Source organism: Actinopolyspora alba (genome assembly GCF_900112765.1).
GTDB classification, from domain to species: Bacteria; Actinomycetota; Actinomycetes; order Mycobacteriales; family Pseudonocardiaceae; genus Actinopolyspora; species Actinopolyspora alba.
The window spans coordinates 127,201-140,754 of record NZ_FOMZ01000012.1 but is presented as its reverse complement, the minus strand read 5'-3'; the positions used below and the strand labels follow the sequence as shown (position 1 = coordinate 140,754).

At 65.6% G+C, this 13,554-nt stretch carries 13 protein-coding genes; 4 read left to right on the top strand and 9 right to left on the bottom strand.

Annotated elements, in window-relative coordinates:
- The first annotated feature begins 257 nt into the window (after positions 1–257).
- Positions 258–530 carry a phosphatase domain-containing protein gene (locus BM150_RS25330; RefSeq protein ID WP_483860518.1) on the top strand — a complete coding sequence of 91 codons (273 nt, stop codon included), beginning with the start codon at positions 258–260 and terminating at the stop codon, positions 528–530.
- A 107-nt stretch (positions 531–637) separates the two neighbouring features.
- Here BM150_RS25330 and BM150_RS18285 read toward each other — a convergent pair whose 3' ends face one another.
- The 3 genes from BM150_RS18285 to BM150_RS18275 are packed head-to-tail and all read right to left on the bottom strand — an operon-like array spanning position 638 to position 2,085.
- On the bottom strand, positions 638–1,099 hold the full coding sequence (locus BM150_RS18285; protein WP_092928526.1) for an Imm1 family immunity protein: 462 nt from the start codon (positions 1,097–1,099) through the stop codon (positions 638–640).
- On the bottom strand, positions 1,096–1,827 hold the full coding sequence (locus BM150_RS18280) for a DddA-like double-stranded DNA deaminase toxin (RefSeq protein ID WP_092928525.1): 732 nt from the start codon (positions 1,825–1,827) through the stop codon (positions 1,096–1,098). Before BM150_RS18280 ends, BM150_RS18285 begins: the two co-directional genes overlap by 4 nt.
- A gap of 9 nt (positions 1,828–1,836) precedes the next feature.
- Positions 1,837–2,085 (bottom strand): hypothetical protein, encoded by a 249-nt coding sequence (locus BM150_RS18275; protein ID WP_092928524.1) that lies wholly within the window; start codon positions 2,083–2,085, stop codon positions 1,837–1,839.
- Between the two features lie 46 nt (positions 2,086–2,131).
- On the opposite strand from BM150_RS18275, the gene BM150_RS24960 reads away from it, so the two are divergent.
- Positions 2,132–2,260 (top strand): hypothetical protein, encoded by a 129-nt coding sequence (locus BM150_RS24960; protein ID WP_281243728.1) that lies wholly within the window; start codon positions 2,132–2,134, stop codon positions 2,258–2,260.
- 696 nt (positions 2,261–2,956) lie between these two features.
- On the opposite strand, the gene BM150_RS18270 is transcribed toward BM150_RS24960, so the two are convergent.
- The gene (locus BM150_RS18270; RefSeq protein WP_092928523.1) at positions 2,957–3,205 is read right to left on the bottom strand and encodes a hypothetical protein; all 249 of its coding nucleotides are present in this window, start codon (positions 3,203–3,205) and stop codon (positions 2,957–2,959) included.
- On the opposite strand from BM150_RS18270, the gene BM150_RS25305 reads away from it, so the two are divergent.
- Positions 3,116–4,039: a helix-turn-helix domain-containing protein gene (locus BM150_RS25305; protein WP_425427430.1), complete on the top strand. Its 924-nt coding sequence runs from the start codon at positions 3,116–3,118 to the stop codon at positions 4,037–4,039. The genes BM150_RS18270 and BM150_RS25305 overlap by 90 nt on opposite strands.
- Positions 4,040–4,846: 807 nt before the next feature.
- Here the strand turns inward: BM150_RS25305 and BM150_RS18260 are convergent.
- From BM150_RS18260 to BM150_RS18250, 3 genes are all read right to left on the bottom strand, one after another.
- Positions 4,847–5,887: a hemolysin family protein gene (locus BM150_RS18260; RefSeq protein ID WP_092928521.1), complete on the bottom strand. Its 1,041-nt coding sequence runs from the start codon at positions 5,885–5,887 to the stop codon at positions 4,847–4,849.
- The gene (locus tag BM150_RS18255; RefSeq protein ID WP_092928574.1) at positions 5,884–7,251 is read right to left on the bottom strand and encodes a hemolysin family protein; all 1,368 of its coding nucleotides are present in this window, start codon (positions 7,249–7,251) and stop codon (positions 5,884–5,886) included. The genes BM150_RS18260 and BM150_RS18255 overlap by 4 nt, the downstream gene beginning before the upstream one ends.
- Before the next feature lie 307 nt (positions 7,252–7,558).
- A complete protein-coding gene (locus tag BM150_RS18250; protein ID WP_092928520.1) occupies positions 7,559–8,119 on the bottom strand; it encodes a TIGR03086 family metal-binding protein in 561 nt (186 codons plus the stop codon).
- Positions 8,120–8,522: 403 nt separating this feature from the next.
- Here BM150_RS18250 and BM150_RS18245 point away from each other — a divergent pair, with 403 nt between their 5' ends.
- On the top strand, positions 8,523–10,040 hold the full coding sequence (locus tag BM150_RS18245; protein ID WP_342752596.1) for a peptide MFS transporter: 1,518 nt from the start codon (positions 8,523–8,525) through the stop codon (positions 10,038–10,040).
- A 176-nt stretch (positions 10,041–10,216) separates the two neighbouring features.
- Here BM150_RS18245 and BM150_RS18240 read toward each other — a convergent pair whose 3' ends face one another.
- Positions 10,217–11,284 carry a DUF3616 domain-containing protein gene (locus tag BM150_RS18240; protein WP_092928573.1) on the bottom strand — a complete coding sequence of 356 codons (1,068 nt, stop codon included), beginning with the start codon at positions 11,282–11,284 and terminating at the stop codon, positions 10,217–10,219.
- A gap of 70 nt (positions 11,285–11,354) precedes the next feature.
- Positions 11,355–13,466: an FUSC family protein gene (locus tag BM150_RS18235; RefSeq protein ID WP_092928518.1), complete on the bottom strand. Its 2,112-nt coding sequence runs from the start codon at positions 13,464–13,466 to the stop codon at positions 11,355–11,357.
- Between the last annotated feature and the right edge of the window lie 88 nt (positions 13,467–13,554).

Here is a 13,554-nt window from a genome sequence, read left to right as displayed (position 1 = left end):
CAGGCCCAGCCCCTCCCGTATAGCTCTCTTCCGAACATGTTGAAAGTTGTTTCCGCTCACCACACGGCCAAGATCAGAGGGGAAGTACAGACCTTCGTGCTCGTCGATCGTATGAGTGCCGTACGTAACGGTATGTTCGCTCATCGCTTCTACGGGGAACGGAGGGGTGTCCCGATGGTCTCCTTCGACACGTGCTTCGAGGGGGACAAGTCCTGCCTTTTTGTTGCCGTGCTCGTCGATGACCTCTCCGGTCTGCCATCGGATGCGTAACGTCTCGTCCCGCTTGCAGTCCGCTGAGACTGCCAGAGCTTCCGAGATGCGAAGTCCGGACCTACGACATACCGCACGAGCTCTACAGGCGAGCGTTCGGCGACTACCGGAAGGACTCGACGGTCAAGCTGGAGCTGTTCGACCGGCACATCCGAGATCACTACCGAGTTTGCTGCGTCGTAGACGACCGTGCCCACGTCGTAGCAGCGTGGCGTTCGATCGGTCTGACCTGTCTGCAGGTGGCCGAAGGCAATTTCTGACCCATGAGTCAGCCACCCCGCTTCCAAGAACGGGGTGACGGACAGGCGATTGTCATCGATCAGGAGTAAGCTTCTCACCAGCCGAGCTGGTGTTTCGGTTGCTTAGCTCAGAACCAGTATCCGGGCTGCCACCGCACGGACTCCGGACGTGTCCCGGTACGGCAGTACTCGATGATGGCTTCCCGGGCCTGGTCCAGTGGGATCGAGGCCGAGGCGGGAAAGTCGATGCCGTCAGGGTCGAAAGGCAGGGCAGGAAGGGGCTGATCGCCGCTGTCGGGGTTGTAGGTGTCCACGAGCGCGCCGTTCGGCGCGTCGGGATCGACGTAGTTCAGCGCTGCCCATCCGTCCGGTCTCACCGACACGCGGAGACGACCGTCCGGGAACTCCGGGCCGTCGGCTTCGCGGAACGATCTGCACGGGCGATCCCAGACATACACCTCGCAGACCGGCCGAGGCGGTTCGTTCGTGATGGTCCTGATGAGCTCGGCGAGCTCATCAGGGGTGTGGGCGTAGTGGAAGGTGTCGTGGAATACCGCGGTGACCACGGTCTCGGTTTCAGTGGTGGTCATGGAGTGGCTTCTCCTCGAAGTTCGATCGGTTCACGGGCTCCGGGCTCCCAAACGGCCAGGGTCGAGCCGCGAGGAAGAATCGCTCGCACAGCGGCACCGCATCCTTTGGTGAGGTCGCAGACCGTATTGTTCAACACGATCACGCCGTAGGTCTGCCCTTGTTCCCTCATCCGTTGGGCGTATTTCACCTCGACATGGATCGTGACTGCGGGGGCACCTCGGTCGTCGGCGTAGCGAAACGTCGAGTTGTGCAGGTTGAGGCGAGCGCGTTCGGATTCGTCGTCGTGTCCGCTGGTTTCGGTGAGTTCGGTGCCGTCCTGGTCGTAGGTGAGTCCGGTGGTTTGGCCACCGGTGTGCTCGGGCAGCCGCTGGCGAACCTGGTCGATCCAGGTGCGGTCGCGGGCCGTGTCAGTGGGAATCCGGGGACGGGTGGACGGGTGCGGCAGGCTCGGCGGCGGCTCGCTGTTCACGCCGAGGGTGGCGAGGTAGCTCACCAGGTGCTCGCGGGTGTTCTCGGACAGCGCGAGGACGTCGTCGATGAGCTCACGTGCTCGCTCGAACAAGGCATAGCCGTTCTCCAATTCGGGTGAAGTGCTGCCCTGGCCGATCTCGGCCAGGGTCGGTAGGGCGTATTCCTCGATCCAGGCGCGTGCTTGGTGCAGTTGCTCGGGCGGCAGTTGTCCGAGCATGCCGCCGAGGGTGTTGCCCACCTCTTCCACGTGGGACATGACAATCCCCTACAGGACGGCGGAGAAGGTGCTGACGTGGTCGGTGGCCTGCGCTACGGCTTGGACCGCTTCGCTTACTTTCTCGTGGGCGATGCCGAACAGTTGGAGTGCTTGTCGCACATCATCGTTGGTGCTGGTCCCGGCCACCTGGTACAGCAGCCCGCCTAGCTCCTCCAGCCGTGTTCGCACGGCCGCAAGCTCGCCGGTGGGCGCGGTCTCGATGACCTGTTGCAACTGGCTGCGGATTTCTTCGAGCATTGCGGTCTCCGATCAGTAAGACACTTCTGACGCGTCATTTCCAGCGATGAGCGCTGCTCCGCTCGTGCAGGTCGCGAGCCAGATCCACGCGAGGATGCGACGCAAGAGCAACTTGGGGAGCAGGATCGTTCCGCCACCGGAGATCACCAACGAAAGCACCACCGCCGCGTGGTGATGCCGTTGCTGATGGGGTCCGTATGGTGCGGCGGAGTCAGCAGTCCTGCGATCGACTGGCGGCCGTACGGCGATGGACGACCCGTTGGGCGGCGGTACAGCTGTCTTGGTCATGTCTCTCCTGGTGGGGATCCGTCCGGCCGGGACGGGGGAGGGGAGTAGCCCGGCCGGACGGGGACGGCCCAACACCGGATGTCGGGGATCGGCAGTGCTGGACCGTGGTCAGAGGCGGCGTAACCCGTTCAGGACGCGACGCATCAGATCGAGCTCCGGGTCAGCGAACGAGGTGGGCACGACCGTGGTGGTAGTCTTCGCAGGCCACTCCGGTAGGTGAGGACTACCGGAGTGGCTTTCTTCTGGGGATACCGGAGGCAGCGTGCCGGACCAATGGGAGTACCGGGGTAGTCGTGCCACCGGCAATTCCTGGGTCCGAGGTTCGTCCGTCATTTGTCGTCGCGGCTGCCCAACCGTCAGTGTTCCCTGAGCCGTTTCCGCGTGCCGAGGTCTTCGTCCGCTGAAGTGCCACCCATCGGGTTGACGAGCATTGTCTTCCCGCATAAGCCGGTGAGCACTAAAAGAGGATTCCTTCAAGAACTGAGTACGGCACGGCTGTCTGGCGGCTCGGTGGTTCGTTCAAGTCGCCGGAGAAGGCCGGAACGTACCCGCGTGGTCGATACGGACTCGCGGTTCCGTCCGGTCATTCTTCCTCCGCGGTGCTCCCGGTGCCCGACTGCTCGGCGATCAGGAGTTCCGTGCAGTCCGAGCAGGTGGGGGCCTGAAACCAGTCCAGCTCGCTCGGTTTCGCCATCGGGTACTGAAACCCGCACACCGACGTATCGGCCGGTCGGCCGTCCCAGTGTTTGCCCCGGAAGGCGTGCCGGTGCCATTTGAACCCGGTTCGATCCGGTACGGGCAACCAGTAGTGCTGCCGCTCGGTGGTTTCCATCGTTACGCCTCCCTCGTTGCCTCGGACAGATGGGCACTCAATGGGTTTGCGTCATTACTCGTTGAAGTGCTCTGTCGGTATCGTCGGAGGCGCCGATCATCGAGTGAAGGTCAGAGAGGTCTTCCAGTGTCTACAGCGGAGGATGTGGGGTCGCTGCTGCGGGCTGCTCGCGAGGATGCTGGGCTGAGCCTCACCAGAATGGCTCAGTTGACGCACTACTCGAAGCCTTACCTCGGACTCGTCGAGACGGGAAGACGACCGGCCACGGTGGATATCGTTGTCGCGTACGAGCGAGAGCTGGGGCCGATTGGAGACGACATGCTGAAGCGACGGGACATCACCCATCCCCGCGTGATGAAACTTGACCGGCCGACCCTGACCGAACTCGCCCGATCTATCGACAGTGGCGATCCGGGTTCCCTGGCCAACACCCCTTCGAGTCGAAACGTTGACTTCTTCCTGGCCGCGAAGCTCAATCAGAGCGGTGCGGACCACCTGCGCGAGTGGGCACGGGCAGGAAGCAGCGTCACGCTGCGGACGAACGCGATCGCCGTGCTGTCGAAGATGGCACACCCGGAAGACACGGGTCTCATCATCGATGTGTTGGAGCGCGACGAAAAGGTTCGATACCTGAGCCTTGCCTCCGAGGTCTCCAAGCTCGCGCAACACGAATGGGAAGTGTGCCTGACAGTGGCCAAGGACCCCACGAAAGCTCCCGAGCCCAGAAAACTCGCGAAAGCACTCGGAAAGGAAGTCATGCTGGAGAAGGATGCCGAGTCCCGCTGGTGCGGCGCTCATCTGCTAACCGGGCTCGTCCCCGTGCTGGGGCGCTGAAGAACGTTCAACGCACAGCCGTTCTCGTGGATTTGAGGGCGTCCCGGCTCGGCGTGCAATTTTTCTGAAAGACTTTCTCTTTCAGGATTGAGAGCGAAGAAGAGCCCCCTGATCGAAACCAGGGGGCTCATGCTATATCTCTTCCGCCAAGTCGAAATAAAGCAATACTGATTCTAGCGCGGAATAGACTTCCCGCCACATGCGGTCCAGGCAGCGCGTGAGTAGGGCCGCAAGTCCTGGCCACGGTTCACAGCCATGTGGTTCCCGGTTAGAGCGGGTGAAATCCGCGCGTCAGGAAACGCACGATCTAGGCGAACCCGGCCGTGTTCTTGGTAAGCCCTGGCGCTCATGCTCGGGCACTATCGGCCCATCATCGTCGCTCTGCCCGTAACCCCCGGCTCGGCGCGGGTGTAACACCCCGCGCGGGGTGAAGCTCCGAAGTCACAATTCCGGTATACCGAGAAGCTTCACCTCCCCCTCGATCCCGGGAGAGATGTGTCGAACACACGACATACCCGAGATCGAGGGGGGACTCGCAGCCTTACGGGTCCACGCGGGACCCGAGCCCCGGCATCGCCTACGGCTCAACAGAAAAGACGAACGGCGACCTGGCACCGGGGCCGCGAGTGAGGCTGTCGGGGGCGTTCAGAGCGAGGCCGCACCGAGCGACACCAACGAGCGCGTGGTGTACGAACCCGGATTCCATCACCGGGTGCTCTGGACCCGTTCCGTGTTCTGGCGCCCCGCCCCACCACGAATCGCCCACGACTCTCCGGGCGCCTCCGGGTGGAAGCGCCCGGAGGCGGGTCAGGCCACGTGGGTACCGTCGCGGACGGTGCCGACGTACTCCTCGACGAGGTCCTCCAGCGCCACCACGCCGAGTGGTTTCCCGCCGTCGTCGATGGCGGTGGCCAGATGACTGCCGGTTCGGCGCAGCGCCGTCAGCGCGTCGTCCAGCCTCGCCCGCGCCCGCACGGTGGGCAGCGTGCGGATCCGCGAGCTCGGGACCAAGGTGCGCGGCGAGCTTCCCGCCTGGTCCAGCACGTCCTTGACGTGCAGGTACCCCACGAGCTTGCCGCTCTCGCCGCGAACGGGGAAACGCGAGAAGCCCGTGGACGAGACGGCGTTCTCCACGTCGGTCAGCGTGGGATCACCCGGAAGGGTGGTCAGATCGTGCAGCGGAACGAGGATGTCACCGACGGTGCTCTCCAGCGAGGAGAGCGTCTTCGCCAGCCTGCGGTGCTCGGACTGGTCCAGCAGCCCCTCGCGCCTCGACTCCACCAACAACTCCGCCAGCTCGGAGGAGGTGTAGGCGGTCTCCAGATCCTCCTTGGGCTGTACCCGCAGCACGCGCAGCACCAGGTTGGCCAGCATGTTGAACAGCGCGATCAACGGCCGGGCGACCTTGACGAAGCCCACCAGGGCGGGAACCAGCCACAGCGCCAACCGTTCCGGATCGGCGATCGCGAGGTTCTTCGGAACCATCTCGCCGACCAGCACGTGCAGCACGACCACGAGCGCGAGCGCGATCGCGAAGGAGACCGCGTGCACCAGCACCGAGGGCACCGGAATCGGGCCCAGCAGCCGGTCGAGCTGGTGTGCCACGGCCGGCTCGCCCAACCTGCCCAGTCCCAGCGAGCAGAGCGTGATGCCGAGCTGGGCGCTGGTCAACATCAGCGAGCCTTCCTGGCTGGCTCTGATGACCGTGTTCGCCCGTTGTATTCCCTGCTCGCGAAGTGCCTCCAAGCGGTCCCTCCGCGAGGAGAGCAGGGAGAACTCCGCTCCCACGAACAGCGCGTTGAGCAGCAGGAGCAGCACGGTGAGTCCGATGGCCGTACCGTCGCTCATCGTGACACCTCCCGTTGCGGTTCGGCGCTCGCGACCGGCTGTCTGGAACCGAGATCAGGGGATCGGTGCTGCAGCCGCAGTTCCGCGATGCGATGCCGGTCCATGCCGGTGACCGTCAGGGTCCAGTCGTCCTGCTGGAGCCGGTCGCCCGGCGTGGGGATGCGGCCCAGCCGGTACAGCACGAAGCCCGCCACCGTCTCGTAGTCACCTTCCGGCATGGCGAAACCGGTGGCCTCCTCGAGTTCGTCCGCCCGCAGCAGTCCGGAGATGTTCCAACTGGAACCGCCGGTGCGTCGCACGGCGGCCACTTCACGTCGGTCGTGCTCGTCGCGCACGTCACCGATGATCTCCTCGACGACGTCCTCCAGACTCACGATTCCCGCCGTGCCGCCGTACTCGTCGACCACCAGCGCCATCTGCAACCCGGAACCGCGCAGCCGCTCCAGCAGCGCGTCACCGTCCAGGCTCTCCGGCACCGTGGGCACCGGTCGTGTCAGCGAACCCACCGAGGTTCCGGCGCGCTCTTCCAGCGGCACACCGAAAGCCTGTTTGACGTGTACGACACCGTGCACCTCGTCGAGATCGTCGCCGTGTACCGGAAACCGGGAGAAGCCGGTGCGTCGTGCGGTGTCGATCAGTTCGAGCACGCTGTCCCGCGCGTCCAGTGACTCGACCCGCACCCGGGGGGTCATCAGTTCCTGGGCCGTACGTTCCCCGAACCGCAGCGAGCGGTCCATCAGCACGGCGGTCGCCTCGTCGAGCGTGCCGTGCTCGGCGCTGGAACGCACGATCGAACCGAGTTCGTCGGGGGAGCGGGCCGAACGCAGTTCCTCCTGCGGCTCGACGCCGAACTTCCGGATCACCCAGTTGGCGCTGTTGTTCATACCGTTGATCAACAGGCTGAACACCCGGGAGAACGTGGCGTGGTAACCCGAGACCGCCCGGGCCGTGGGCAGTGGTCGTGCGATCGCGAGGTTCTTCGGAACCATCTCGCCGAAAACCATCGACAGCGTGGTCGCCAGAAAGATCGCGAGCACGAGGGCCAGGGGAACGGCCACACTCATCGGTATCCCGAGCGCGGTGATGACCGGGCGTAGCAGGTCACCGATCAGCGGCTCCGCCACATAACCGGTCACCAGGGTGGTCAGCGTGATCGCCACCTGCGCGCCGGAAAGCTGGAACGAGAGTGTGCTGTGTGCGCGGCGTACCGATCTGGAACGCCGGTCGCCGACCTCGGCGACATGGGTGTCGATGGTGCTGCGTTCCAGGGTGGTCAGCGAGAACTCGGCGGCCACGGCCAGCGCCGTGCCCAACGTGAGCACCCCGACGAACAACAGCCCCAGGATCGCGAGTAGAACGTCCATCATCCACCGCCTCGCGACTGGCTGTTACGGCGCCGCAGCCGATGGTGAGTAGCAAAGCAGCCGGGTCTTCGACCCGGCCCGGTACTGCCGTCGGTCGAGTGTGCCTCGGGCACTGACGCTGTCACTCCTTTTGCGTCGTGTCGTGATCGTCGAATACCGGGTCCGCGTTCTCCGCGCGGAGGCGGTGCTCCCGGTATCGGTGCGTACATCCTACCGTGCGGGAAGCCGTGATGGCTTCCACTGTGGCGCGGATATCCCACCGGGAGCCCGTTCCCACCGGTTCCGGTGTGGCGTCGGCCGCGAATTCTCAGGGTTGCCTGCCCAGCATCGCCAACAGGCGGCTCTGCGGGGCCGCCGAGATGCTCACGGGTTTCGCCGGTGCGAAGAGCCCGGAGTCGGCGAGCGCCCCCAGGTGCGGTTCGAACACCGTGCGCACGGCTTCGACCAGTTCCGGGTCGAGCCCGGTGTCGGCTCCGATGCCCTTCGCGAGGTCCCAGGCGTGTACCGCGAGGTCCATCGTCATCTGCCAGCCGTAGTCCTCGGTGGGGATCTTTCCACCGGTGACGTGTACCCGGCCGGACAGCTTCGCGGTGTCCCAGGCCGCTCGTGCCGCGGAACTGGCCCTGTCCCATGCCGCTTGCGGGTCCTCGCCCACCAGATCACCGTCGAACCGGTCGCCGACCTGTTCCAGCGTGTGCCCCTCCAGCAGCCAGGGTGCCCACAGCTGCTCGCTGACCAGGTGGTTGAGCAGATCGCGTACTCGCCACTCGTCGCACGGGGTCGCGTTGTCCAGTTGATCGATTCCGGTGCGACGAACACGGTTGTCGAATTCGCGCATCGCCGCCCGGTGCGCGGGCAACAGTTCCATCTCTGCTCCATGGCTCTGCGTGGTCCAGGGTGCCGCTGATATGCGATTCGAAGGCTCGCACAATGGTTCTCGGGGTGCGAAGTCGGGAGAGCGCGAGTCGACCGGGACCCGGCGTTCCGCGTCCGCCGCTCGTGGGGCCGCGGGTCGCCGCGTCCGTGGCGGTCTTCGAAAGCGCCGAGTGAGGTCGGTCACATAGCGTGAGTGTATTCGTTGCGCGGCAGCCACGGTCGGTACTGAGGGTGTGACTGCCGGAACGCGCCACCCTCCTGGCGCGAACAGGGGCGGACCCCGGTTTCCCGGGATTGTCCACCTGTGAAACATCTGCTCATCCAGACGTCACACCTTTGATGGCCCCAGTGCTCGTGGCCTGCGAAGAAGTGCGTATCCTGCCGCAAGTTGTCAGGTGGCCACAGCCGCCTCGCCACGCGTACGAGAGGACGTGATCGTGAACACCTCCACGGTTACGAGCGGGTCGCACGGGAAAGGGTTCTTCGGACAGCCCCCCGGTTTGTCCACATTGTTCTTCGTCGAGATGTGGGAGCGCTTTTCCTACTACGGGATGCGCGCGATACTCGCTCTCTACCTCTATACGGCGGTCACCCAGGGCGGCCTCGGCATGGCCGAGTCGATCGCCGCGTCGTTGGTGTTGACGTACGGTTCTTCGGTCTATCTGACCGGCGTCGCCGGTGGTTGGCTCGCGGACCGCGTTCTCGGTGCGCAGCGAGCCATCTTCTACGGCGGCGTGCTCATCATGCTCGGCCATGTCTGCATGGCCTTCCCGGGCGGTTACTACACCCTGGGTGCGGGGCTCGCGCTGATCGTGCTCGGTACCGGTCTGCTCAAGCCCAACGTCTCCAACGTCGTCGGCGGTCTCTACTCCAAGGACGACGCGCGACGGGACGCGGGCTTCTCCATCTTCTACACCGGAATCAACATCGGGGCCTTCGCCAGCCAACTGATCACTCCGGCACTGGCCGCTGGGCCCGGGTTCCATTGGGGCTTCGGCGCGGCAGCCGTCGGAATGGCACTCGGCCTGGCCCAGTACGTACTCGGTCGGGGCCGTCTCGCCGGCGTGGGAAGTCAGCCGGTCAACCCGCTTCCGGCGCACCGTCGCAACCGGGTTCTCGGGCGAGTGGCGCTCATCGCGGTCGCCGCGCTGTTACTGCTGGGCGGCGCGTTGACCCTGTTCGGCGTGACCGGCCTCATCAACACCATCACCCTGGTCTCGATCCTGCTTCCCGTCGCCTACTTCCTGGTGATGTTCCGCAGCAACCAGGTGACCAAGATGGAACGGGACCGGCTGCTTTCCTACATCCCGTTGTTCGTGGCCACGGCGGTCTTCTTCTTGCTCTTCGAACAACAGGCGGCGACGCTGGTCATCGTGACCGACCAGCAGACGGACACCACGCTGTTCGGCTTCGACTTCCCGGTGGGTTGGTTCCAGTCCATCAATCCGCTGGCCATCATCGTGCTGGCACCGCTGTTCGCATGGATGTGGACCAGACTGGGCAGTCGCCAACCGAGCACGCCGATCAAGTTCACCGGCGGACTCTTCTTCGTCGCGCTCGGTTTCCTCTGGGTGGTCTTCGCCGGGCTGTTCCGCGACGAACAGGGCCTGTTGAACCCGTTGATGATCGCCTTCGTGTTCGTGCTGTTCACCGTCGGTGAGCTCATGCTCTCGCCCGTGGGCCTGTCGGCCACCACCAAACTGGCTCCGGACGCGTTCTCCTCGCAGACCATGGGGCTGTACTTCCTGGCTCCCGCGCTGGGGCAGGGAGTAGCGGCGCAGATCGCGAAGCTCTACTCGGAACAGCACCAGGACATGTACTTCGGCGGCGTGGCCCTGGTCACATTCGCTCTGGCGGTGCTGCTCGCGCTGTTGTCCCCGCGTGTCAAGAGCTACATGCACGGGGTGAACTGAAGGGATGAACTGAACCGGCCCTCGCTGCCGCACCCCGGTGCTTCCCGCGCCGCGCACCTCTTCCGAGGAGAGGTGCGCGGCGCGGTTCTCGGCACGCGCGGGGGGTTCCCTTCGCGGGTCCGTTCCCCCGCACCGATCGGGGGCGACCGCGCTCCGTCCCGTCCGCCCCGATCCGATCAGGGCAGTGTGAATATGTCGCCCAGCACGGTGTGCTCGGCGGTCAACCGGTGTGCTGCCGGACTGTCGTAGACCACGAACAGTTTCTCGCCGTCCGACTCCGAGACGACCGAGATCCCCTCGGCGTGATCGTCACCGACCCCGTGGGGAAGTTCCAGCTCCACCGGCAGTTGCTCGGAACGCACCACCTCGGGAGCCTCGCTCTTCGCCGCGTCGTGCCAGCGATGCACCCGGATCGGTCCATCGAGGTCCATGGACGGTCCCGCCAGCACGAGCAGGTCGTCACCGTGCGGGCACAGATCCCGGATCCCGAGCCCGTCGAGGTCGAGGAAGTGCTTGCGATAGCGTGAGCCGCCGAAGCCACCCAGGGTGAGCTCACCGGCCTCCGAGCCCTCGCTCGGCGCGATCTCCAGCAGCACGGCCCAGCCCCGAAGCACCGGTCCCCGCAGCCCGAGGAACAACTCGTCGCCCTTCACGGCGACTCCCTCGACGTCGAGCCCGTTGTCCTTGGCGGGTATCCGCAGGAACGGGCTCAGATGCGGATCCTCCGCCAGCGCTTCGGTCAGGCTGTCCTTGCGGCGCGCGCCGAGCACCGCGGAGCGCCTGCCGTCCGATGCCTCCCGCACCAGTCGTGGCGGACCGTCCCCGTCACGCTCCACGGCCAGCCTGGCCACGACGTGCCGGTTCGCCTCGTCCCGCACCTTGGCCAGTCGTTTGGCCGCCTTGGTGTCGTCGTGCTTGGGTTTGATCTTCTTGCGCACCAGGCTGTGCGAGCCCACCGCCCAGAGCCAGTCCCCGTTCAGGCCGAGTCCTTCGATGTCGGCCTCCTCCTCGGCGGGACCGGGCAGCGGCACGAGATCGGCGAGTCGAAAGGTTCGCTGCTCACCGTAGGAATCCGGGTGCTCCCCCTCCGCGAGTCGCATTCGTTCCACGGTCGCGGTCTCGTCACCGGCCAACCACAGACACCCGTCGTCACCCCGGATCGCGGAGATGTTGACATGCGTTTCCGCGTCCACCGACTCCTCGTGGAACCGCAGCGCCATACGTCGTTCGATTTCGTGGTGCATGGTCCGCATTATGCGGCCCTCCCGGTGTTCCGCTCCGGCCGTGGGAGGTGTTCGTCCGCGAGGACACGCCTCACCGTGCAGGTTCGGTTTCCCGGCGTTCGACGAATCCGAACTCCCGTCCGAGGTCGTGCAGGATCCGGCCGACCCGGTCGAGCAGGTAGACCGTGCGGTGCAGCGAGGTGGGCCCGGACGGCAGGGTCTCCGCGATGTCGTGCAGCTCCTCCGCTCGTTCCCGCATGTCCTCGACGATCCCGTCGAAGCTCCGCGTTCCTCGACCGGTCAGCGCCGCCGCGGCTTCCGCCATGCACCGGAGCAGTTCGACCAGCCTGCTCCGGGTGTCCGCGTCGATCATCTCGGCGCTGTTGCCCAGCACCACGGTGAGGTTGCGGATGTAGTAGGCACAACCGGACGCCATGGTCAGTTCGCGTTCCAGGCGACTGCCCTGGGAACGCATCCGCAGCCCTGTCAGCGGCCGCGCGCTGCTACGCAGTCGGTGGAACCGGTCGTCCAGTTCCCGCACGTCCTCGCGCAGCCCGGAGACGGTTCCCTCGGCCTCGACGTCGCCGGCGGCCCGGCGAAGCAGGTCCCGCAGCCGCAACAGGAAATCCTCCGAGCGTGAACGCACCACCGAGCGGGTGCTCGTCGGCAGCACCAGCACGGCGGCGAGGACCCCCGCGGCGGCCCCCACCGCCGTTTCCACCAGTCGGGTCTCCAACACAGCCACGGAGAAGCTGCCCAGGATTCCGTAGAGGAGACCGAGTGCGGTCGTGATGAAGAACGTCAGGGCGGCGTAGGAGTATCCGATGAAGTAGAACGCGAGGAACAGGCACAGCAGGATCAGTACCAGTTCGGTGGCCAGATACCCCGTCAACTGCGAGGCCACCAGAATTCCGGCCAGCACCCCCAACAGCGTGCCCGCGGTGCGTTGCCAGGCACGTACCAGCAGCTCACCGCGGCTGTTGACGCTGATGAAAACCACGAACGCCGTTATCACGGCCCAGTACCAGCGGTTCGGCGACACCAGCTGTCCCCCGACGATGGCCAGCGCCGCTGCCGTGGTCACCTGAACCGCGGTCCGCACCTCGGGGCGTCGGAGTCCGGTCTCGGAGTCCGACGGTTCGTCCTGCTCGTCGGTGTCCTGTTCGGTCTCGGCGCTCTCGGGCTGTTCGGAGGTGGACTCGTCCGCGGTGTAGTCGCTGCCGAGCTCGGAGGTCGCCTCGGCCAGTTCGGCCATCGCGGATCCGAGTCTGCGCACCGTCATGGCCAGTTCGGCCGATCCCTGCCGTTCCAGCTCCTCGGCGACACGTTTGGCCGCCTTGCGGAACTCGGTGGGGTCCGTGCGCAGCACGTGCAGCAACGGCGTCAGTGCCGGAACGGCTCCGGAAGGGTGATCGATCGCTCTGGTCAGTGGTGTGAGCAGGTTCTCCGCGGCCAGCTCGACATTGAGCAGGCGTTGTCGAAGCCGGTTTCTGCCCACCTCGTCGATACCGTTCAGCTGCTCCACCGTCCCTTCGAGCATCAACGCGGTCTCGTTCAGCCGGGTCGAGCGGTTCTGCAGCTCGCGGCGCCGTTTCGTCGAGCCGGGGTGTTCGGCCAGATCGCGCACCGTGTGCAGCAGCGCGTGCACCTGCGCCCGCATGGTTCGCCTACCCCGTTCGAGAACCCCCTGCGGATCGTCACGCAGCACTACGAAGCGCAACAGGCAGGCCGCCAGCGCACCGCAAACCGCGGCCAGCGCCATCACCGGGATCTGGGAGAGGGTCGGTCGCAGGAACATCGCGAAGAAGTAGCCGAAGAACCCCACGAAGCCCAGTGCGAAGTACCGCACGCCGAATCGGCGGACATAGGTGGCCGTGAAGATGACCAGCAGAAAGATCAGTACCGTCAGGAACGGGACGTGTCGACTGACGGTGGCGACGCCCAGGCTGATCGTGGCCGGAATCGGCATCAACAGCGTGGTGATCAGTCTGCCCCGCTCGGTGGGATCGTTGACCGCCACCGAGGACTGGATGGCCACGATCGCACCGATCAGCGCGCTGGGCAGCGCCAGCCCCAGCCACGCGAGCGTGGGCAGCATGACCAGCAGTGTCAGGGCGACGGAGGAGACCACCCGAACGGCGGTCCGGAACCTGCGCAGCGCGGGGTCCGAGGCGACGAAGCGATTCCACCACTCGCTCCACATGCGTGCCTCCGGCTGCCGTGACTGGCCGACTTCTTCCCGTCGGCTCGCGGTTGTCGATCGGGCCGGGGGCGAGATTACGCCCGCGGGC

Excerpts from the sequence above, each read along its gene's own strand:
- BM150_RS18285 (WP_092928526.1), bottom strand. The coding sequence starts at position 1,099 with ATGACCACCACTGAAACCGAGACCGTGGTCACCGCGGTATTCCACGAC.
- BM150_RS18280 (WP_092928525.1), bottom strand. The coding sequence starts at position 1,827 with ATGTCCCACGTGGAAGAGGTGGGCAACACCCTCGGCGGCATGCTCGGA.
- BM150_RS18275 (WP_092928524.1), bottom strand. The coding sequence starts at position 2,085 with ATGCTCGAAGAAATCCGCAGCCAGTTGCAACAGGTCATCGAGACCGCG.
- BM150_RS24960 (WP_281243728.1), top strand. The coding sequence starts at position 2,132 with ATGAGCGCTGCTCCGCTCGTGCAGGTCGCGAGCCAGATCCACGCGAGG.
- BM150_RS18270 (WP_092928523.1), bottom strand. The coding sequence starts at position 3,205 with ATGGAAACCACCGAGCGGCAGCACTACTGGTTGCCCGTACCGGATCGA.
- BM150_RS18260 (WP_092928521.1), bottom strand. The coding sequence starts at position 5,887 with ATGAGCGACGGTACGGCCATCGGACTCACCGTGCTGCTCCTGCTGCTC.
- BM150_RS18255 (WP_092928574.1), bottom strand. The coding sequence starts at position 7,251 with ATGGACGTTCTACTCGCGATCCTGGGGCTGTTGTTCGTCGGGGTGCTC.
- BM150_RS18250 (WP_092928520.1), bottom strand. The coding sequence starts at position 8,119 with ATGGAACTGTTGCCCGCGCACCGGGCGGCGATGCGCGAATTCGACAAC.
- BM150_RS18240 (WP_092928573.1), bottom strand. The coding sequence starts at position 11,284 with ATGCACCACGAAATCGAACGACGTATGGCGCTGCGGTTCCACGAGGAG.
- BM150_RS18235 (WP_092928518.1), bottom strand. The coding sequence starts at position 13,466 with ATGTGGAGCGAGTGGTGGAATCGCTTCGTCGCCTCGGACCCCGCGCTG.